This is a genomic window from Bhargavaea massiliensis (assembly GCF_018390575.1).
GTDB lineage: Bacteria > Bacillota > Bacilli > Bacillales_A > Planococcaceae > Bhargavaea > Bhargavaea massiliensis.
On sequence record NZ_JAHBCJ010000001.1, the window covers coordinates 450413 to 469240 of the forward strand.

Here is an 18828-nt window from a genome sequence, read left to right on the forward strand (position 1 = left end):
TTATCAAAAATATTCTGAATTCTACATCTTATGATTGGCTTATTTTCTTCTTGCATGCGGGGGAGAAAAGTCCTGTTCGCGGACTAAGCCCCGTCCTGTTGGGTATAGTGAATGTAGCAGAAGGAGGCGATGAACATGGTTGCTGATATTCGTCCAGAACAGATGACAATCGCCCTGATCCGGCAGCTGAAGGAAGGCGACCGGACGGGTTTTTTAAAGCTGTTTCTGGATTTGCGCCCCTATGACCAGGCGGTGCAATATATGGAGATCCCAAAAAAGCATCACCAGCTGATCCTGGAATGGCTTGACCTCCCGACCATTACGGAGATGCTGCCGTATCTGAAGCCGGACGAGCAGATTGAATTCATTAGGTCGCTGGACCCCGACAAGGCTATTCCGGTACTTGACTTGATGCAAAACGATGACCTTGCAGCGATGCTGACAGACCTCTCGCCGGAGGAGATCGACCGGCTGACCGGCCAGATGCTCAAGGAGGAAGCGGAAAGCGTCCGCAAGATCCTCGATTATCCGGCGGAGACGGCCGGACGCATCATGACCAACCGGTATGTCTGGGTGCATGAGGACTATACGGTCGGGCAGACGGTCGAAAAGCTGAAAAACTACAGCGACTACGCGGAATACCTGAACTATACATACGTCATCAACAGCGACAAGCAGCTGGTAGGCGTTTTGTCGTACCGCCAGCTGCTGCTTACCGATGCGGACACGCCCGTCCGCGACATCATGTACCGCCGCGTCATTTCGGCGAACGCGCGGACAGACCAGGAAGTCGTCGCCAAACAGTTTGCACGATATGATTTCGTCTCGATTCCCGTCACGGATGATGACAATGTCCTTGTCGGCATCATCACCGTTGACGACGTGATCGACGTCATCGTCCAGGAGGCGGATGAAGACATCGAGATGCTGATGGCGAGCGGTAAGCAGATCGATTTCCGGACCAAACCGGTAACAGCCGCCATGAGGCGCCTGCCGTGGCTGATCCTGCTTCTCTTTATCGGTCTCGTTTCAGGAAGCATCATCAGCGGATTCGAGGACACGCTCAGCCAGGTGGTCGCCCTCGCGTTCTTTATGCCGCTCATTGCCGGAATGACCGGTAACACCGGGACGCAGTCACTGTCGATCATCGTCCGCGGCCTTGCGACAGAGGACCTGGATATGAAGACGGCCATCAAAGTCGTTTTACGGGAACTCCTGGTTGGGGTCATCATCGGAATCGTCTGCGGTGTACTCATCTCGGTCATTGCGTATATTTGGCAGGGCAGCTTCGTTCTCGGCATCGTCGTCGGTTCATCACTCATTATCACGCTGATCATCGGGACGCTCGCGGGCACGGTCATCCCGCTCGTCCTGAGCCGTTTCAAGTTCGACCCGGCAGTGGCAAGCGGCCCCCTCATCACAACTGTCAACGATATCCTGTCGCTCCTGATCTACTTCGGGATTGCGACGATGTTCCTGAACTACCTGACATAAGAACAGCAAAAACCGCCGGACACCCATTACGGGGGCTCAGCGGTTTTTGTGTTTTTATCATCAGAATCAAACGAGCAGCTCACATCCCCTCCGGCGGGTAATGTCAGCTGCTTTCATCCTGGCCTGTCTTGGCAATTAGCTGTTCAATCAGTCCGTTCAGCCGCTCAATGTCGGGCGACGGCTGCCGGTCCAGTTTCTTCGTTAGCTCATCGATCTGCTTTTGCATCTGGTCCATCTGCTGCTGCCTCTGCTGTTCCTGTTGGTCGGACAGCAGTTTCTTCAGATCATCCAGCTGTTGCTGGAATTACGCATGCAGCTGGTCCTCCTGCTCCGACTCGATGCGGGCTTCCTCTATGGCAATGGCGGCGCCGATCGCTGCAAGCGTATCACCGATCGCTGCAAGGATTCCGCCAAATAGTCCGATTGCGGCTCCACGGCTGACCGAGCCGCCCGAATTATTGCCGCCATTACCAGCCTGGTTTTGTTGGCTTGGCGGGTATTGAAGGCCTCCGCCATTCTGAAAGGGAGGTTCCTGCCACATATCCATCTCTCCCCCGGTTCGCTTCCCTTTATGAGTCCACTTCTCCACTATCATATGAACCGGGCGTGCAAATGAACCATCAGCACAACCTTTATAACACTCGCGACATTCCCTCAACGCTCGTAGCGGACAAACCACCCATTGCCGTCCCCGACCAAAGCAGTTCCGGCCCAGCCAGTCCCAAGCAGCGCCTGCTGTCCGGCAATGTCATCCATCGGGATTTCCCGGGATTCCGTCCGCTGATGCTCCTGCGTCTTGAGGTCTTTAAAGAAAACATACCGGAGCTTGCCGCCGTATTTCTCCTTGAGCGCGCGGACTTCGAGGCCATGCCTGAACTTGTCCTTCAGGCTCGGGATGTTCCCCGGCATCACCGTCGAGCAAACGTAGCGATGCTTATCGGAATCGACGCGCTCCATCAGTACAAGCCCCATCAATGTCTGGAGCGAAAAGCCCCGCCACTTTGGCGACACGGCGGATATTTCCTGGTAGATGACCTTGCTGATCTCTTCCTCAGGCACACCGACATCGCGCCCAAGCCCCTCATGGTCGTTGTCGGGGACGAGCATTGCGCGCCAGGCGATCAGTTCCCCGTCAGCGTACACCCCGAGCATCTCCCCGTTGCCGTCCAGGATAAAACGGAACTCCTCCTCCGTAAGAGGCTGGAGACGCTCTTTTACTTCAAGCGCTTCGATGACTTCTTGCTGCAGCGAAAGAATCTCCGGCAGCTGCCCCGCGGTGAGTTTGCGCATATGGATGGGCTGCCCGTTTTTCAGATTTCCTTCAAAGATGATGCTCTCCATCACGATCCCTGCCTTCCTTTCTCCATCGTACTTTACAAAGGTTGCCCTGAAAAGTATCTTTGAGATAACCATCGGAAGGGGTTGGGGAAATGGGGAAAACGACAATCGGACAGATCGGCCTGCCGGCGGAGGATATCGAGCGGGCGGCTGCATTTTACTCGGAAAAGTTGGGCCTGCCGCTCTGGTTCAAGACGGACCGAATGGCGTTTTTTGACTGCGGGTGCGTCCGGCTCATGCTGACGGTGCCTGAGCACGAAGCCTTTGCGTCAAACGGGTCGGTCATCTACTTTAATACGGACGACATCCATTCACGTACGAAGGAATTGCAGGAAGCAGAGGTCCCGTTTATGGGTGAGCCTCACGTGGTCGCCAAGATGGACGGCATGGAAACCTGGATGGCGTTTTTCGCGGACACCGAAGGCAACCACCTTGCCCTCATGAGTGAAGTGCCTGTACGCACCGGTGAATGATGCCGGGAAGAAATAAATTCATGTACCCCCATGACTATGCTCGCCGGTCATGGGGGTTCGTTCTTGCCCTTCGTGTCAATTGGCAATCATTCCGATCAGCGAGCCTCAATTCCATCCGGTCCGCCCATATGGCGGAAGATAAAAGTCCCCGGCCCGCCTCGTGGTCCGGGGAAAAATTGCTCAGACAACTTTCGCGCCGAGCGTGTTTGTGAAATGTTCCAGCGCCCATTCATGTCCTGCCGGGTTAAAACTGGCTACGGCACCTTTATGGACAGTAATGGAAAAGCCTTTGTTGTACGCATCGACCGCGGTATGGAGCACGCAAATGTCCGTGCAGACACCGACGATGTGCAGCTCGGTGATGCCCCTCTCCCGAAGCTTGATTTCCAGGTCCGTCCCCGCAAACGCACTGTAGCGGGTCTTGTCCATATAATGGACGTTTTTGTTGTCCCGATTGGCTTCGAACACAGACTGGAGCTCGCCGTACAGATCCCGTCCTTCGGTGCCGGCGATGTTGTGCGGCGGGAACAAACGGTTTTCCGGATGGCACGTATCGCCTTCTTCATGCCGGTCGATTGCAAAAACAACGTAGTCGCCCTGCTCCAGAAATTGCTTGGTCAGCCGGACAATTTCCCCCTCGATCGCCTGCCCGGGCTTGCCGCAGGTCAGTTTTCCGTCATCCGCGACAAAATCGATCGTGTAATCCACATTCAGCAAAGCCTTCATTTTCATACCCCTTCCGCTAATCACATTTACTCCCATCATATCAGGGAAGCCCATCACCTGTCATGACACATCCGTTCAAGAAAAATCCCCGCCGCAGGGGCAGGGATGAATGAGTTTATTTTGCTTCGACCGTTTCCTTGTCCATCTTCATCGTACCGTGCTCAGCAAGATGCTGGTGCCAGGAAAATGCCTTTTCGAGGACGTGAGGCGTCTGGCCGCCGCGCTCGAGCGCTTCCTGATAGTACGCCCAGAGCTGCTTTTTGTAGTCAGGATGTACGCAGTTTTCGATGATGAGCGGCACGCGTTCGCGCGGTGCAAGGCCGCGGAGGTCTGCGTAACCCTGTTCCGTGACGACGACATCGACGTCATGCTCCGTATGATCTACATGCGAGACGAACGGTACGATGCTCGAGATGTCGCCGCCTTTGGCAACCGACTTCGTGACGAAAATCGCGAGGCGCGCATTTCGGGCAAAGTCGCCGGAGCCGCCAATGCCGTTCATCATCTTCGCGCCGGAAACGTGCGTGGAGTTGACGTTGCCGTAGATGTCGAACTCAAGTGCCGTATTGATCGAGATCAGGCCGAGCCGGCGGATCACTTCAGGGTGGTTGGACATTTCCTGAGGGCGCATGATCAGCTTGTCGCGATACTGTTCAAAGTTGCCGAACACCTTCTTCATCTTCTCGTCGGAAAGCGTGATCGAGCAGCACGAAGCAAGGTCGACCTTGCCGGCATCGATTAGGTCGAATACCGCGTCCTGAAGGACTTCGGAATAGACTTCGAGGTTCTTGAACTCGGAATCGATCATGCCGTGAAGGACGGCATTCGCCACGCTGCCGATGCCCGACTGGAGTGGGGCCAGTGTTTCATCGAGACGGCCAAGCTCGATTTCATTGCGGAGGAAGTCGAGAAGATGGTCCGCCATGATTTTTGTTTCCTCATCCGGCTGGACAATCGTGGACGGTGAATCCGCCTGGTCGGTAAAGACGATCCCGCGAATCAGCTCCGGATCGACTTTGATGCCCTGCGCACCGATGCGGTCACCCGCTTTTTCAATCGGAATCGGGCCGCGCGCCCCCTGCTTTTCCGGCTCGTAAATATCATGAATGCCTTCAAGTAGCGGAGTCTGCGCCAGGTTGATTTCCACAATGATGTTTTTGGCATGGGTGGCAAATAGGGATGAGTTGCCGACGGACGTTGTCGGAATGATCGTGCCGTCTTCCTTGACTGCGATCGCTTCGACAATGGCGAAATCAATCGGGCCCATCACTCCGGAGCGCACCAGTTCGGCTGTATGCGAAAGATGCTGGTCAACGAAGAACATATCGCCGGCATTGATGCTCTTGCGCATCGTCGGGTCCGCCTGAAACGGAAGCCGCTTATTGACAATGCCTGCCTCGGCGAACAGCGTGTCGACATCGGATCCGAGGGATGCACCAGTGAACACATTCACTTTAAAGCCGTTTTCCTTAGCACGGTCGACCAATGCAAACGGAACCGCTTTCACGTCACCCGCACGGGTAAAGCCGCTGAGGCCGAGCGTCATGCCGTCCCCAATCCAGGATGCTGCTTCCTCAGGCGTCACTACACGATTGCGCAACGCTTCATGTTCAATGCGATCAAGCTGGATGTTAGTCATCGTATAATCAACCTCTTCTGAAAGTTTTAGTTGGAATTAGGAGCAAGTGATAAATTTTCTTATTCTCATTATTCCCTAAAACGCTTTCAAGGAAGTGGTTTTTGGCCAGAAAAGCCGGTTTCATGTTTTACCTACAGAAAAATGTGACTAAAAAAGGACAATTTAATATCCTAAAATCTTCCTGAAATAACTTGAATAGGATTGACTCACCGGCACGCGGTCCCCGTTGTCCATCTCCAGCAGGAATGTCGAATGGGAGTCCGGATAAATCTCCCTGATGTGATGGACGTTCACGATAAAGGAGCGGTGGCACCGGACAAACATGTCCCTCGGAAGAACATACTCAAATTCCTGGAGCGTGTTTTTGTGGGTGCCCGTCAGGCCTTCCGTGATCACCTGCGTTTTGCGGTCTTTGACTTCAAAGTATTTGACGTCCCCAAACGGAACCGGCTTCCAGCCATCCTCGGTTTTGATGGTGACGACCGATTTGCCTTCCGTATAGGTCGGATAAACGGCGAGGACCGTTCCCTGCAGTTCTCCGTCCTTATGAAACGGCACGGCCATGCCATGGTACGGAATCCCGAATACCTGGCGGTCGATGAATTCGGATTCCTTTTGCCCTGAGGAAAGCGCCTTGTGGGCAATGGTGCCTTCTTTCACCGGATCACCCGGCCGGATTTTCAGATCGACCCGTTTGCTCGGCCGGTAATAAATATATTGTTCGGTATCGGTGACACCGATTGAAATCTCATCAGAGAACAGTTCCCCCAACACATCCAGCAGTTCTTTTTCTGTAAACTTTGCCACTATGTCACCTTCCTCCGTTTTTCATTGTTCCCATTATTATAACGAAAACAAGTTGTGCCGCCTATATTACCGGTTTTGTTATGTATCTGGAACAAACAATCTAGTTCTTCATGTAATTTAAAAACCCCCCGGAATGCCCGAAAAGGATCGGACACGTGATTTCCGGGGAGCCGGCCGGCGTTGGTTTATAAGCCAAAGCCTCAGTCGTAGAACGATTCGGGAATCGCATCGAACTTTCGGCGGTGGTAGAGTAGCGGTTCTTTCCCATGGTTGTCGATATGCTTGACTTCACCGATGAGAATCCGGTGATCGCCGCCTCCGACCGTCGTGTACATGCTGCAGTGAAGGACGCCGGCAGCGCCTTTGATGATCGGCAAACCGTCTGCAGACATCTCCCAGTCGCAGTTTTTGAACCGGTCTATGCCGTGGCTTGCGAACAGGGCGCACATTTCCGCCTGGTCCGCCGCCAGGATATGAACCGCGAACTGCTTGGCGTTCGTGAATATATCGTAAGAGGAGACCCGTTTGTCGATCGACCAGAGGATCAGCATCGGGTCGAGCGACACGGACGCGAACGAATTGACCGTCATTCCGACGGGCGTACCATCCGGAGCCGTCGTTGTAATGACCGTCACGCCGGTCGGGTAATTCCCCATCACTTGTTTGAAGTCATTGACTTTTTCATTGTTCATTTCTATCATTCACCTCTTTTCCTGGTGGTGGGCTTGCAAGATTTCCATACAGCCCCACTATATCAGAACCGTCCAACAGTTTTCGACATGAATGCTTTTCTGTTTCACGTGAAACTTTTGAATTGCCAGATTGAAAATCGTTCATTTGGGTTTTTCTCTGAAAGACCCGGCACAGGGACGTCCTTCAGATGGATAAATGGGGAATGGTTCTCGAGATGGCTAAGGTAATCGAGTGTCGGATAGTAGAGGATGAGATCGGCTGTCCTCGGATGTTCTTCCACTGACTTCAAAATGTTCGAGAGTACTTTGGCGAACAGGCTGACGGAAAACGGATTAAAGAAATAGAAGACATTGTCGAGGGGGTCCGCGCGGTAGGCTTCAGCCCGGGACCGGATAAAGGTGACGGAACCCTTCAGACGGTTCTTTTTCTTTATCATATACAGGTTCCGGTTTTCCAGTGCATCCAGATAAAGCTGACCGTCCATTTCCACTCCGGTCACGGATGCGCCTGTGCGATGATTGATGTAAAAGGCCGTGCGTCCCTTGCCGCATCCGAAATCGACTACGGAACTCGTCCGGCCAATCCGGTATTCGTCCAGCAGGGCATCCAGTCCCTCGTACGGGGTCGCCTCGTACCGGTTGTCATGGATGGAGCGCAAGCCCCAGTCCTGAACGCCTGCCGTTTGGATGCCGAGCAGCCGGTCTGTTTCATGTTCGTTCATCTGAATGCCTCCAATAAAAAAACTCACCCGCTATTCGTGGATGAGTTTATTATATCGCACGTTATTGTTCGGGAGTCTTTGTCCGGCAGGCCTCCGATTGTCCTTTCGGGATGCTGAGGGTTTCCCATTCGTTCCCTTTCAGCACCTTGGCGATGTAGACGATTTGGCCGATATGGGAGGCCACATGGCTCAAGTGGCGCTCGATCGCTTCAATTACGGTATGGCGTTCCCCGCGGATCAGGATTGTTTTCAGCAGATCCTCTTCATCCAGGCGATCCAGCGCCCCGAAAAGGGTCTGCCACCCTGCTTCGGAGATGTCCAGCAGTTCCGCCCTGGTGACCGGAACCGTTTCGAATTCCCCGTCCCGGTTTCGGTCGGGCTTTTCACCGTCGGTCGTGAGGAAGTCCGTCCATCTGGAAATCATATTTCCTGACAGATGGCGGACAATCACCGCAATGCTGTTGGACTCCGGCCCCGGCACATAGTGGATGTCCTGCCCGTCAAGCTGGGCCACTGCCCGGTCCCCGAGATCTTTCAGATGATTGAACCTGCCGCGGACAGCTTTCAGGTATTCTTTACCGATGCTCATTGCGTTCCCCCTCAATCGATGACGAGCATGTCCTGCCCGTCGAACTGCCAGTCGGGTCCGAAAGCGACTTCCCATACAAAGCCGTCCGGGTCCGCGAAATAGCCGGAATAGCCGCCCCAGAAGACCCGCTCCGGCTCTTTCAGCACGGTTCCTCCGGCCTTACGGGCCTGATCCATGACGGCGTCCACTTCCTCTTCCGACTTGGCATTAAAGGCGATCGTGATGCCGGAGAATCCGCTTTTCTGCGGAGGGTCGGCTGCATCGATGTCCTTGGCCAGTTCGTCCAGCGGATAAAGCGCCAGGCGGGTGCCGCCGTTTTTGAAAAAGACAATGCCGGGATTGTCTTCCTTGACCGAGGTTTCAAAACCCAGCCCATCCCTGTAGAAGTGGAGTGAGGCAGCCATATCATCGACGCCGAGCGTCAGCAGATTGATGCGGTTCATTGGTTCCCCTCCGTTGATTGTAGATATCCCTCAAATGCTTCCATCATCGGGTACGCGCCTTCCGACTTGTTCGAGGCCGCGGTGAACACCGCTCCTGACGCCGGATAAATGGCGGAATGGAAGCTGACACCCGGGTCGTAGCCCATGACATGGATTCGTTCGGCGCGTCCGTCTTCCATGTCGACCCAGACCCCGTATCCATATCCGTCGCCGTCCTCGTCCTCCGCGTGCCGGGTAAGCAAATTCGCGGTGAGTTCTTCCCCGAGCAGGCGTCTTCCGAGAAGCGCATCCCAGAACTTGTGCATGTCCGGCACGGTCGTGAATGCCCCTCCGTCGGAACCGCCCTGTACCGGAAGCGAGTAGACATTCGTCCTCCATGTTCCGTCTTCTTCATCAATATAGCCGGTGGCCGTGTTGTTCGGCAGGCGGTCGAGCGGCCAGTAACCGGAATCCTTCATGCCGGCAGGCTGGAATATGTGCTTCTCCACATAGTCGGTGAAACGCATGCCGCTCGCCTGCTCGACGACCAGTCCGAGCAGGATGTAGCCCGCATTGTTGTAGTGAAACCGCTCGCCCGGCAAAAACATCATTCCGCGGTCGCGGAAAAGCGGCAGAAAATCCTTCAGGCTGCGAATTGTGTACATCGGAAGTTCCTTCCACAGTTCCTCAAAGTCGTCCATCACCGCTTCGTCAAAGTAATCCGGCACGCCGGACGTATGCGTCAGGAGCTGATGAATGGTGATGTTCCGGTCAATATTCAGGAACGTTTCGTCCAGACATGCCGCAAGTGTCGATTCCAGAGTGAGCTTTCCATCCTCCACAAGCCGGAGGATGGCGACAGCTGTGAACACCTTGCAGCCCGATGCAATGCCAAACTTTGTGTCCGGCCGGTTCTTCCGCTCCCCGGACCTGTCGGCCAGACCCCATGCAAATGTCCGGACTGCGGCGTCTCCCGTGTCTGCTCCGGCAGCTCCGGAGAAATCCCCGTCTTCTGCAGCTTGATCTAGCCTGTATTCCATCGTCTCTTCTTTTCTTGGTGCGGTTTTCATGAATATTCCCCCATCTATACTCAGTCCTTTATTTACTGTTCGACTTAAACGGCCGGCAGCCCTTTACTCAATTAAGAACTTTTTTCGGCAGCTTGCCTAGCAGGGTGTACGCCGGTTTCATGGGGCACCTCCGAGTTGTTGTTATCTCCATTATAGGAATCGGCCAGTGCTGCGATCAGTGGTTTGTGTCATGGAACCGGATGACAAAAGTCATGATATTCATCATGGCGGACCGGCGGTATACTGGAAGTGAAAAGGGGGTGGCTTCTTTGACAGTTCGGCTGATCAAAGAATTGTTGGCCTGCATGGCGACGGATCCGCAGAACGCAGAAATCCAGGAAGTTCAGACGGCTCATCGGCTGCGGATTGCCCGGGCATGGGATATCCGGGAAGGCGAGCGGATTCTCGAAATCGGTTGCGGCCAGGGGGATATGACGGCGGTGCTCGCCCATCTTGCCGGGCCGGAAGGTTTTGTCCATGGCATTGATATCGGGCCGGAATCCTACGGGGCCCCATACACGCTCGGGCAAGCGGCAGCTGTCCTGTCCGCCTCCCCGCTGGGCGGTCGGATCCGGATGGATTTCAGCACGGACGTACTGTCTCCGGAGCTAACGTTTGGGAAAAGCACATTTGACCGCGTCGTGCTTGCTCACAGTTCCTGGTACATGGATTCCAGAGAAACGCTGGAACAAATCCTGAAACAGGCGAAAGAATGGGCACCGAAACTCTCAGTTGCCGAATGGGATGTCCGGATCGGCGATATTGGGCAATATGCTCATCTGTTATCCGTCCTTATCCAGGCGCAGCTCGAGGCATTTAAAACGGACAGCATGTCAAATATCAGGACGATGTTTGCGGCTGATGATCTGAGGGAGATTGCACGATCTGCGGGATGGCACATTTCTGACGAGCATGTCCTCACGGCAGAACGCATGCAGGACGGCGAATGGGAAGCCGCATACGTGCTGCAAAATCTCGAGACGGACATCGTACAACTTTCCGGTCTCCCAACCGCACTCGGGCCTTTGCTCCTTTCCCAACAGGCGCTGCTCCGGGATGCGGCGGAGCGGCACGGCATCCGCCCGCTCGACGTCTTTGCATTCAGCGCAAACTGAAACGAGCCGCCCGGGTGCTTCCGGACGGCTCGTGTTATTAAGTAAGCTGGCTTCGATGCCAGTCGGTCATCCTGTTCTGCAGTCGGATACCCGGCAGGTTCCCCTCCTCGGCATTCCAGCATGCGGACAGGACGGTCATCGCGATGCAGGCACGGAAAAGCCGTTCCCTGCCGACCGGAAGCCGGGCGAGCATGATGGACGTGCGCAGGGCAAGCGTTTCTTCGAGCGGTTTTCCTTCCAGCTCATTGTAGAGGTAAGGCGCCAGGTCACAGGCGGGGTCGCCCGCATAGCCGTGCGGATCGATTGCCATCCAGCCGCGCTCCTCGTCCAGCAGGATATTCTGGTGATGGAGGTCGCCGTGGAGCAATTCTGTCCGGCCATGCTCGTCCAGCCAGCGGAAGCATTCCTCCGCAAGTGCGACATGCTGCACCGGAACCGGACCGCCACCCGGATGCGAAGCCCGGTATTTGGCGAACGCCTCCAGCCCCATCCTGCCGACCGGGCGTATTTCCGCGCCATCCGGAAGCGGCCGGCGGATTCGTCTCCACACTCCGCAGAACTGCTCCGCCGCTTTTCTTTCATCCCGGACCGTCCGGAGCATGACACCGGGGGACAGCCGCTCGATCAGCTGCACCCCGTCTTCCGGGACGGCACGGAGGAGACGGGCACATCCGTCTCCTCCATAAGCCGTCGTGGCCAGAATCTCATTCCGGCTGTCCTCTGTCGGCACACTGATCTTCAGCACGGCTTCTGTCCCGTCCGCACAGGTCACGAAAAGCACATAGTTGTAAGACAGATTTGGTGCAGGACCCTGCACAGTCAGCCCCCACTCCCGCGTGTAACGAAATACCGTCTCTCCAAGTCCCTCCAGATAGGTTCTCCCCGCCTGCCCGAAGACGGCAAGCATCCGTTCTCTAAACTCTTGCGGCGGATCGGGCAACTGGTTGAATGGTTTCATATACTGCCTCCCGCCCCACAATTCTTCATTCATTGAAATGTATACAATATGCAAACAGGTGCATGTTCAATCTTAAATCCCTCAAGGGTATTATGCAATATATTGTCTGAAAACACTTTCATATCCGGATTCCGGAAAAACCCAGTTATAATTATTCACAACTACTACATAACGGAAGGAAGGTTTTTGAGATGGACGGACTCCTGGGATACATTACAATTGCGGCGATGATCGTCATTATGCCGGGTGCGGACACGATTCTGCTTGTCCGCAATACCCTGAGCCACGGGACGAAGGCCGGCCGGTATTCGACGTTGGGCATGGCGACGGGCCTCCTGTTCTGGACGCTCATCGCGGTGCTCGGGCTGGCCGTCGTCATCGCGAAGTCGGTCGTGCTCTTCACGATCATCAAGTACCTCGGGGCCGCCTATCTGATCTTCCTCGGCATCAGAAGCCTGTTCACGAAAAACCTTCTTTCCATGGAAGAACTGGAAGCGGACACTCCGGCCGTGACGAAATCCTATCATAAGGAATCGTTCAGACAGGGGCTCCTCAGCAACGTCTTTAACCCGAAAACCGTCATTGCCTATGTGACCATCATGCCGCAATTCATCAATTTGGAAGGCAATGTGCCGGAGCAGCTGATCATCCTCGGCCTCATCCTGACGGGGCTTGCGGTCGGATGGTTCTTCACTCTCGTCTTCATCATGGATCATGCCAAGCGCTGGCTGAACAACGCCCGGTTCCAGAACGGCTTTATGAAGGCGGCAGGCGCCCTCCTTGTCGGCTTCGGAATCAAGACGGCACTTTAACTCGATCTATCTGACTGGCAAGGGTTCCCGCCCTTGCCGGTTTTCTTTATACTGGAAAAAAGGGGGCGACCAGGATGGGTTGGGTCGATTTCACGTTGGTTTTGGCGATGGCGTTGGTGTCGGGGGCCATTGCGGCGCTGATCTGGACGACAGTTTATTTGAATAGCCGGCGGAATGGATGGATTCTGCTGGCTGTCCTTGTGTTTCTCGGTGTCAGTCAGATGATCAATGCATTTCAACTCTCCTTCGCAGCCGGTCTGGTGCTGTTGGTGATCTATGCCTCCCTTGCCCTGCTGTCGGTCCGCCGGATCAGCATGCGGCAAACAAAAGAGACATCCGGGAATTAGTGTCACTCCCAGATGTCTCTCTTTTCGTTTTCTGCTCAGACCGGCTCCGCCATTTTCGGCATCTCGATCTCAAATCCGAGATCCTGGAGCATTTTAAAGTCGCTGTTTTCTTCCTGGCCCTCCGTCGTCAAGTAGTCGCCGACAAAGATGCTGTTCGCGGCATACAGGCCGAGCGGCTGCAGGGAGCGGAGGTTGACTTCCCGTCCGCCGGAGATGCGGATCTCTTTTGTCGGGTTGAGATAACGGAAGAGGGCAAGCACCTTCAGGCAATAACGCGGATTCAGCTCGTCCGTGCCTTCCAGTTTTGTCCCGTCGATGGCATGGAGGAAGTTGACCGGAATCGAATCAGCATCCAGTGCGCGCAGCGACCGTGCGATATCGATGACATCCTCCTTTGTCTCCTTCATGCCGATGATGGCACCGGAGCACGGGGACATGCCGTTGCGCTTCGCCATCTCGACCGTGCCCACCCGGTCTGCGTATGTATGTGAGGTCGTGATGAAATCATGATGGCGCTCGGATGTGTTCAGGTTATGGTTGTACCGGTCGACGCCCGCTTCCTTGAGCTTGGCTGCCTGCTCTTCTTTCAAAATTCCGAGGCAGGCGCATACGGTCAGTCCGTACTTTTCTTTGATCTCCTCGACCGCCTCGCTGACAACATGGACGTCTTTCGTTGTCGGGCCGCGGCCGCTTGCCACGATGCAGTACGTGCCGGCCTTGTTTTCATACGCCCTCCGCGCACCTTCGAGAATCTGTTCCTTTGTGATGAACGGATACTTCTCGATCGGTGCGGTGGAGTCCCTGGACTGGGCGCAGTAGCCGCAGTTTTCCGGGCAGTAGCCGCTTTTTGCGTTGATGATCATGTTGAGCTTCACTTTTTTCCCGTAGTAATGCTTGCGGATCGTAAATGCCCCGTGCAGCAGCGGCAGGAGATTGTCATCATCCGTCTCCAGGATCGCCATGGCTTCCTCATCCGTCAAAACCTTTCCCCCGATTACTTCTTCTGCAAGCGTCTGCCAGTTCATCGCACTTCCCCCTCATTGACTTTAATCGGAATGATCTTCAGCACTTTCTGCATCCGGAAGGCGAAGAACCCGGCCAGCACCGCAAGCAGGATGTCCTTCGGCAGCGGAGGCATCATCCAGGCCCATGCCATCCAGTAGGAAAAGCCTTCCGGCGCGCCGAACCACAGATTATAGGCCGCGTACATCCAATTTGTTCCAAACAGATAGTTGATCGCCGTCGCCACCAGAGCGGCGATGACAAATGATTTGAGCGTCCCCCTGCGCTCAACGATTTTCCCCGCCACATAGGCAATCAGGATAAACGACACGATAAACCCGAAAGTCGGCGAAACGAGCGACGAAGCCCCTCCGCCGAACCGGGCAAAGACCGGCGCGCCTGCCAGCCCGATCATCATATACACCGTGCAGGCCACAGCCCCTTTCCGGCTGCCCAGGATCAGTCCTGCCAGGACGGCGAAAAATGTCTGGAGCGTGATCGGCACGCCCCCGACGACGAGAAACGGCGCAAACGATGTGATGTTGGCCCCGATCATCATCAGTGTCGCGAACAGCGCACAGTGGACAAGATCAAGCGGCTGCCATCGTGCCTGGGATCTGGTTGCGGTTGCTTGCATGATTGTTTTCCCCCTCCACATTAGTTAACTCAAAAAATAATATTGTTAACACAAATATCATAGATAGAGAAACGACCATTAGTCAACCTAAAATTCGTTTAAGTTAACCCTTATTACCTTGTGTGTGGCTATCCTCTTTCGTTAAGATGAAGGAAGGTGATGAAAATGAAACCGAAGATTTATATGAATAATCCTGTTCTTGCCGGCATGACGATGAAAGATCCGGCGCTACCCGAAGCGAATAATATGGCGCTCCATTCCTGCCGGGACTCGAAAGCGATCCTGGAAAACCGCCGGGCCCTGGCAGAATGGGCCGGCGTGCCACTTTCCAGGTTTGTGCTTGCGGGGCAGACGCACAGCGACCATTTCCATAAAGTGACCACGGAGGACTTTGGCCGCGGGGCTGACCGTGCCGATACTGCGATACCGGACACCGACGCGCTTTACACCTTTGAGCCGGATGTGCTGATCGGAAGCTTTACTGCGGACTGCGTGCCGGTTATCTTCTCTGACGAGCGGACCGGCCTGATTGGCGTAATCCATTCCGGCTGGCAGGGCACCATCAAGGAAATTACGCCAAAGCTGTTCAGGCATCTCCGGGACTTGGAAGGCTGCAATCCCGCGGATTTCCGCGTGCAGCTCGGTGCCGCGCTCAGCCAGGAAAAGTTCGAAGTGGACCGGGATGTATATGAGAAGTTCAAGGCACTCGGCTATGCCGGCGATTTCATCGACTACAATGATGCAACCGGCAAATGGCATATCGACAATCAGAAGACGGTCGAAACCCAGCTCCTGCAGGCCGGCATTCCGGCTGGCCGGATCACGATTGACCGCACCTGCACGTTCAAAAGCCCCGACGGCTTCTCGTACCGGGAGGACAAGAAGGCGGGGCGCCACCTGAGCTTTATCGTGAAGAAAAAAAGCTGAATCCATCCGTCCGGCAGATCCGGGCGGATTTTTCATTCATATCCAGGTACGGTCCAGCTTGTCTGCGTAAAAGCGGATCGCCTTTTCGTAACTGCGGATAGCCGGATCCGATGTGGTATCAGCCAGACTGGCCAGGAGAAGCTCCATTGCTTCTGAATGCCGGCCGAGGTTGTGAAGCACCATGGCATGAAACACCTGAAGGGCGCGGTTTTGCGGGAACTCTTGCCTTCCGCGGCAAAAGACCTGATGCGACTTCCGGTATTCACCGAGCGTCCTGTATGTACTGCCGAGTCCCAGATAGGCGCCTTCCAGGTCTTTTCCTGAAAGGCCCGTCCGGATGGCCGCCTCATAGTAAGGCACGGCCGAAGCCTCTTCTCCGAGCACATCAAAACTCCACGCTGCCTGATATTGAATCTCCGGAATATCGGGATGTTTCTTGGCAAGTACCATCAACAGTTCATTAGATTCCTTTAGCCGCCCTTCCTTCCGGAGCCTGACGGCCTTTCCGATTTCTTCTCTCAAAGTATTCCTCCCCCTTCTTTGTACCCTCATGACGTTCAGCTATAATTAAAAGACAGATCTTCCTCATACGGAAGGGGAAAGGAGGCCGCCAGCCTTGGTAAAAGAAAAAACCATCTCCGGGTGGATCCGGGACAGGCGGTTCAGCCTGAGAGGAAAAATGATTCTGCTGATCAGCCTGCTGATTGGAGCGGCCTCCCTCCTATTCGCTTTTCTCCTGCACGACCTCATCTCGGATACGATCGAGGATCAGGTCGGCAAGCGGGCGCTCGGCATCGCACACAGTGTTGCTGAGATTCCTGAACTGCAGGATGCCTTTGCACTGGAAAACCCTGCCGCCGTCATTCAGGACATCGTTACGCCCATCCTGGAAAAGACAGAAGCGGAGTTCATCGTCGTCGGCAACCGGGAAGGCATCCGATATTCCCATCCTGATCCGGAGAAAATCGGAGGCGAAATGGTCGGTGGCGACAATGAGCGCGCCCTTCGATTCGGCGAATCCTATATTTCAAAAAAGAGAGGCACACTGGGACTGTCGATCCGCGGAAAGGTTCCGGTCTATCATGAGGGTGAGATCGTCGGCGTCGTATCGGTCGGCATCCTGAACGACAGCGTGCAGACCCTGATTGAACAGAAAGCACGCTCCCTCTGGATGACGCTCGGCATCGTCCTGTTGATCGGGATCGTCGGTGCCGTTCTCATTTCCAACTACATCAAGCGTCTGCTGGGCAACAAGGAGCCGGAAGAAATCTCCGATCTGTATACGCGGCAGGAAGCCATTCTCCAATCAACACACGAAGGCATTCTCGCAACGGATGGAGACGGACGGATAACTCTCATCAACACGGCAGCAAGCGAGATCCTGAACGGCAGTTCGGATGCTGTCCTGGGTGGCTCCGTCCGCCGGCTCCTTCCCCAGAACATCGAACTTGGCCGATCCTATCAAGGAAAGGAAATGGTGCTCGGCAACCAGACAGTCCTGGCCAATCAGACACCGATTTCGGAAAGCGGGGCATATGCAGGATCCGTCATCACCTTTCAAAGAAAGAGCGAAATCCAGAAAATCACGGAAGAGCTCTCGAGGATCCGGCAATATGCAAATGCGCAGCGGGCGCAGACCCATGAGCACTCGAATAAGATGCACATCATCCTTGGGCTGCTGATGAACGGACGTCCGGATGAAGCCATTGACTACATCCGTAAAGAAAACAATGCCCAGCACAGTCAGCTCAAGTTCCTGGAAGATCGCCTTTCCGATCCCCTCATACAGGCCCTCCTGCAGGGCAAGCAGATCCGGGCGGTGGAACTCGGCGTCACGCTGTCCATCAACCCGGACAGCAGGCTGTCCCATGAATTTTCTGAAGTTCGCCAAGATGCCGTCCTGACCGCACTCGGCAACGTGATCGAAAACGCTTTTGATGCCGTTCGCGGTAAAGCCGGCGGGGAACGTGCCGTCTCGGTTTACTTCACTGACCTGGGAAACGATGTGCTGTTCGAGGTCGAAGATACGGGAGGCGGCGTCGCCCCAGGCAGTTTCAAGCACTTGTTCGAACAGGGTTTCTCCACTAAGTACGGGGAGGGCCGGGGCATCGGCCTCGCCCTCTCCAGGCAGTCACTGACGGAAGTCGGCGGCGAAATCACTTATGAAGAAGGGGAAGCCGGAGCCTGCTTCATCATCAGCATCCCGAAAGAAGAGGAGGAAGATTCATGAAGGACTTCTCTGTCCTGATCGTCGAAGACGATTTCAGAGTGGCCGATATTAACCGGCAGTACGTCGATGCCGTGGAAGGATTCCGGGTATCCGGCACGGCACGGAGCGGACAGGAGGCGCTGGACTTTCTGGCCCGTCCGGATCCGCTTCCCGACTTGGTATTGCTTGATCTCTACATTCCCGACGTACAGGGACTGGAGCTGTTCCGCGCCATCCGACAACAGTATCCGGACACGGACCTGATCGCCGTTACCGCGGCCAATGAAGCAGAGACGGTACGCGGCCTGCTTCGGGGCGGCATATTCGATTTCATTGTCAAGCCGTTTGATGCGGACCGGTTCACCAAGACTCTGGAAAGGTATCGGGCATTCCGAGAGCAGACCGATCGTGCATCGGTATTTAGCCAGCAGGAAATCGACCGGCTCACCGGTTTCCGGGACCTCTCCCCGCCTGCTCCGTCCGGCGGTGACGAGCTTCCGAAAGGAATTGATCCGATCACACTGGGCGAGATTCTCGGCTTTTTCGAAGGCACTGGAACAAAGGGCATTACAGCGGCCGAACTCAGCCAGGAAATCGGAACAAGCCGGTCGACGGCACGGCGATATTTGGAGTACCTGGTTTCTGCAGGAAAGATCAGGACGCATCTGATTTATGGCACGGTCGGACGGCCGGAGCGGCGATACATCCCCCTGTGAAACTTATGAACTTTATTATCTTTTATGAGTAATATCCGTTTTATCTTAGTAATCTTTATCCCCTTTCCGAACATGTGATATTTTTTCTACAATGCGAAACGAAAAATGATTCAATCTATTGCAAGCGCATTCA

23 protein-coding genes are annotated in these 18828 nt (G+C 54.9%); 8 read left to right on the forward strand and 15 right to left on the reverse strand.

Translation table 11 applies throughout. From position 1 onward, the window contains the following. Positions 1-135: 135 nt before the first annotated feature. Positions 136-1494: a magnesium transporter gene (gene mgtE, locus KHA84_RS02435; RefSeq protein WP_213421837.1), complete on the forward strand. Its 1359-nt coding sequence runs from the start codon at positions 136-138 to the stop codon at positions 1492-1494. Positions 1495-1597: 103 nt separating this feature from the next. On the opposite strand, the gene KHA84_RS15475 is transcribed toward mgtE, so the two are convergent. From KHA84_RS15475 to KHA84_RS02445, 3 genes are all read right to left on the reverse strand, one after another. Continuing rightward, positions 1598-1729, reverse strand: a complete 132-nt coding sequence (locus KHA84_RS15475; protein ID WP_272875230.1) for a hypothetical protein — start codon at positions 1727-1729, stop codon at positions 1598-1600. A 69-nt stretch (positions 1730-1798) separates the two neighbouring features. Further along, positions 1799-2035, reverse strand: coding sequence for a hypothetical protein (locus KHA84_RS02440; protein WP_213421838.1), 237 nt, complete (start codon positions 2033-2035; stop codon positions 1799-1801). A gap of 113 nt (positions 2036-2148) precedes the next feature. Beyond that, complete coding sequence (locus tag KHA84_RS02445; RefSeq protein WP_213421839.1) at positions 2149-2835, reverse strand: GNAT family N-acetyltransferase; 687 nt, start codon at positions 2833-2835, stop codon at positions 2149-2151. 89 nt (positions 2836-2924) lie between these two features. Between KHA84_RS02445 and KHA84_RS02450 the strand changes: the two genes are divergently transcribed. Then, entirely contained in the window at positions 2925-3305 is a 381-nt protein-coding gene (locus KHA84_RS02450) for a VOC family protein (RefSeq protein WP_213421840.1), read from the forward strand. Positions 3306-3485: 180 nt separating this feature from the next. Here KHA84_RS02450 and KHA84_RS02455 read toward each other — a convergent pair whose 3' ends face one another. The 8 genes from KHA84_RS02455 to KHA84_RS02490 form a co-directional block, all read right to left on the reverse strand. Beyond that, entirely contained in the window at positions 3486-4037 is a 552-nt protein-coding gene (locus KHA84_RS02455; RefSeq protein WP_213421841.1) for a cysteine hydrolase family protein, read from the reverse strand. A gap of 109 nt (positions 4038-4146) precedes the next feature. Continuing rightward, a complete protein-coding gene (locus tag KHA84_RS02460; protein ID WP_213421842.1) occupies positions 4147-5670 on the reverse strand; it encodes an acetyl-CoA hydrolase/transferase family protein in 1524 nt (507 codons plus the stop codon). Between the two features lie 162 nt (positions 5671-5832). Then, positions 5833-6477: a LytTR family DNA-binding domain-containing protein gene (locus KHA84_RS02465; protein ID WP_213421844.1), complete on the reverse strand. Its 645-nt coding sequence runs from the start codon at positions 6475-6477 to the stop codon at positions 5833-5835. A 200-nt stretch (positions 6478-6677) separates the two neighbouring features. After that, a complete protein-coding gene (locus tag KHA84_RS02470) occupies positions 6678-7169 on the reverse strand; it encodes a flavin reductase family protein (RefSeq protein ID WP_213421846.1) in 492 nt (163 codons plus the stop codon). A gap of 104 nt (positions 7170-7273) precedes the next feature. After that, complete coding sequence (locus KHA84_RS02475; RefSeq protein WP_213421848.1) at positions 7274-7891, reverse strand: class I SAM-dependent methyltransferase; 618 nt, start codon at positions 7889-7891, stop codon at positions 7274-7276. Between the two features lie 61 nt (positions 7892-7952). Next, a complete protein-coding gene (locus KHA84_RS02480; protein ID WP_213421850.1) occupies positions 7953-8480 on the reverse strand; it encodes a DUF1572 family protein in 528 nt (175 codons plus the stop codon). A gap of 11 nt (positions 8481-8491) precedes the next feature. Then, positions 8492-8923: a VOC family protein gene (locus KHA84_RS02485; protein ID WP_213421852.1), complete on the reverse strand. Its 432-nt coding sequence runs from the start codon at positions 8921-8923 to the stop codon at positions 8492-8494. Then, complete coding sequence (locus KHA84_RS02490) at positions 8920-9972, reverse strand: serine hydrolase domain-containing protein (RefSeq protein ID WP_213421854.1); 1053 nt, start codon at positions 9970-9972, stop codon at positions 8920-8922. Before KHA84_RS02490 ends, KHA84_RS02485 begins: the two co-directional genes overlap by 4 nt. A 260-nt stretch (positions 9973-10232) precedes the next feature. Between KHA84_RS02490 and KHA84_RS02495 the strand changes: the two genes are divergently transcribed. After that, complete coding sequence (locus KHA84_RS02495; RefSeq protein ID WP_336511068.1) at positions 10233-11087, forward strand: class I SAM-dependent methyltransferase; 855 nt, start codon at positions 10233-10235, stop codon at positions 11085-11087. A 37-nt stretch (positions 11088-11124) separates the two neighbouring features. On the opposite strand, the gene KHA84_RS02500 is transcribed toward KHA84_RS02495, so the two are convergent. Then, on the reverse strand, positions 11125-12045 hold the full coding sequence (locus KHA84_RS02500) for an aminoglycoside phosphotransferase family protein (RefSeq protein WP_213421863.1): 921 nt from the start codon (positions 12043-12045) through the stop codon (positions 11125-11127). A gap of 191 nt (positions 12046-12236) precedes the next feature. Here KHA84_RS02500 and KHA84_RS02505 point away from each other — a divergent pair, with 191 nt between their 5' ends. Together KHA84_RS02505 and KHA84_RS02510 are read left to right on the forward strand one after the other, a co-directional pair. Continuing rightward, positions 12237-12857, forward strand: a complete 621-nt coding sequence (locus KHA84_RS02505) for a LysE family transporter (protein WP_213421865.1) — start codon at positions 12237-12239, stop codon at positions 12855-12857. Positions 12858-12931: 74 nt separating this feature from the next. Beyond that, positions 12932-13204 (forward strand): hypothetical protein, encoded by a 273-nt coding sequence (locus KHA84_RS02510; RefSeq protein WP_213421867.1) that lies wholly within the window; start codon positions 12932-12934, stop codon positions 13202-13204. Between the two features lie 35 nt (positions 13205-13239). On the opposite strand, the gene bioB is transcribed toward KHA84_RS02510, so the two are convergent. Then, complete coding sequence (gene bioB, locus KHA84_RS02515) at positions 13240-14229, reverse strand: biotin synthase BioB (RefSeq protein ID WP_213421870.1); 990 nt, start codon at positions 14227-14229, stop codon at positions 13240-13242. Next, on the reverse strand, positions 14226-14843 hold the full coding sequence (locus tag KHA84_RS02520; RefSeq protein ID WP_213421872.1) for a biotin transporter BioY: 618 nt from the start codon (positions 14841-14843) through the stop codon (positions 14226-14228). The genes bioB and KHA84_RS02520 overlap by 4 nt, the downstream gene beginning before the upstream one ends. A gap of 165 nt (positions 14844-15008) precedes the next feature. Here KHA84_RS02520 and pgeF point away from each other — a divergent pair, with 165 nt between their 5' ends. Next, positions 15009-15770, forward strand: coding sequence for a peptidoglycan editing factor PgeF (gene pgeF, locus KHA84_RS02525; RefSeq protein ID WP_213421874.1), 762 nt, complete (start codon positions 15009-15011; stop codon positions 15768-15770). Positions 15771-15806: 36 nt separating this feature from the next. On the opposite strand, the gene KHA84_RS02530 is transcribed toward pgeF, so the two are convergent. Next, entirely contained in the window at positions 15807-16292 is a 486-nt protein-coding gene (locus tag KHA84_RS02530; RefSeq protein WP_213421876.1) for a tetratricopeptide repeat protein, read from the reverse strand. A 94-nt stretch (positions 16293-16386) separates the two neighbouring features. On the opposite strand from KHA84_RS02530, the gene KHA84_RS02535 reads away from it, so the two are divergent. Together KHA84_RS02535 and KHA84_RS02540 are read left to right on the forward strand one after the other, a co-directional pair. Beyond that, positions 16387-18000: a sensor histidine kinase gene (locus tag KHA84_RS02535; RefSeq protein ID WP_336511069.1), complete on the forward strand. Its 1614-nt coding sequence runs from the start codon at positions 16387-16389 to the stop codon at positions 17998-18000. After that, entirely contained in the window at positions 17997-18695 is a 699-nt protein-coding gene (locus KHA84_RS02540; protein WP_213421877.1) for a response regulator, read from the forward strand. Before KHA84_RS02535 ends, KHA84_RS02540 begins: the two co-directional genes overlap by 4 nt. The last annotated feature ends 133 nt before the right edge of the window (positions 18696-18828 follow it).

Bases quoted from the DNA above. Each gene is read 5' to 3' on its own strand.
- mgtE (WP_213421837.1), top strand. From the start codon at position 136: ATGGTTGCTGATATTCGTCCAGAACAGATGACAATCGCCCTGATCCGG.
- KHA84_RS15475 (WP_272875230.1), bottom strand. From the start codon at position 1,729: ATGGACCAGATGCAAAAGCAGATCGATGAGCTAACGAAGAAACTGGAC.
- KHA84_RS02440 (WP_213421838.1), bottom strand. From the start codon at position 2,035: ATGTGGCAGGAACCTCCCTTTCAGAATGGCGGAGGCCTTCAATACCCG.
- KHA84_RS02445 (WP_213421839.1), bottom strand. From the start codon at position 2,835: ATGGAGAGCATCATCTTTGAAGGAAATCTGAAAAACGGGCAGCCCATC.
- KHA84_RS02450 (WP_213421840.1), top strand. From the start codon at position 2,925: ATGGGGAAAACGACAATCGGACAGATCGGCCTGCCGGCGGAGGATATC.
- KHA84_RS02455 (WP_213421841.1), bottom strand. From the start codon at position 4,037: ATGAAAATGAAGGCTTTGCTGAATGTGGATTACACGATCGATTTTGTC.
- KHA84_RS02460 (WP_213421842.1), bottom strand. From the start codon at position 5,670: ATGACTAACATCCAGCTTGATCGCATTGAACATGAAGCGTTGCGCAAT.
- KHA84_RS02470 (WP_213421846.1), bottom strand. From the start codon at position 7,169: ATGAACAATGAAAAAGTCAATGACTTCAAACAAGTGATGGGGAATTAC.
- KHA84_RS02475 (WP_213421848.1), bottom strand. From the start codon at position 7,891: ATGAACGAACATGAAACAGACCGGCTGCTCGGCATCCAAACGGCAGGC.
- KHA84_RS02480 (WP_213421850.1), bottom strand. From the start codon at position 8,480: ATGAGCATCGGTAAAGAATACCTGAAAGCTGTCCGCGGCAGGTTCAAT.
- KHA84_RS02485 (WP_213421852.1), bottom strand. From the start codon at position 8,923: ATGAACCGCATCAATCTGCTGACGCTCGGCGTCGATGATATGGCTGCC.
- KHA84_RS02490 (WP_213421854.1), bottom strand. From the start codon at position 9,972: ATGAAAACCGCACCAAGAAAAGAAGAGACGATGGAATACAGGCTAGAT.
- KHA84_RS02500 (WP_213421863.1), bottom strand. From the start codon at position 12,045: ATGAAACCATTCAACCAGTTGCCCGATCCGCCGCAAGAGTTTAGAGAA.
- KHA84_RS02505 (WP_213421865.1), top strand. From the start codon at position 12,237: ATGGACGGACTCCTGGGATACATTACAATTGCGGCGATGATCGTCATT.
- KHA84_RS02510 (WP_213421867.1), top strand. From the start codon at position 12,932: ATGGGTTGGGTCGATTTCACGTTGGTTTTGGCGATGGCGTTGGTGTCG.
- bioB (WP_213421870.1), bottom strand. From the start codon at position 14,229: ATGAACTGGCAGACGCTTGCAGAAGAAGTAATCGGGGGAAAGGTTTTG.
- KHA84_RS02520 (WP_213421872.1), bottom strand. From the start codon at position 14,843: ATGCAAGCAACCGCAACCAGATCCCAGGCACGATGGCAGCCGCTTGAT.
- pgeF (WP_213421874.1), top strand. From the start codon at position 15,009: ATGAAACCGAAGATTTATATGAATAATCCTGTTCTTGCCGGCATGACG.
- KHA84_RS02540 (WP_213421877.1), top strand. From the start codon at position 17,997: ATGAAGGACTTCTCTGTCCTGATCGTCGAAGACGATTTCAGAGTGGCC.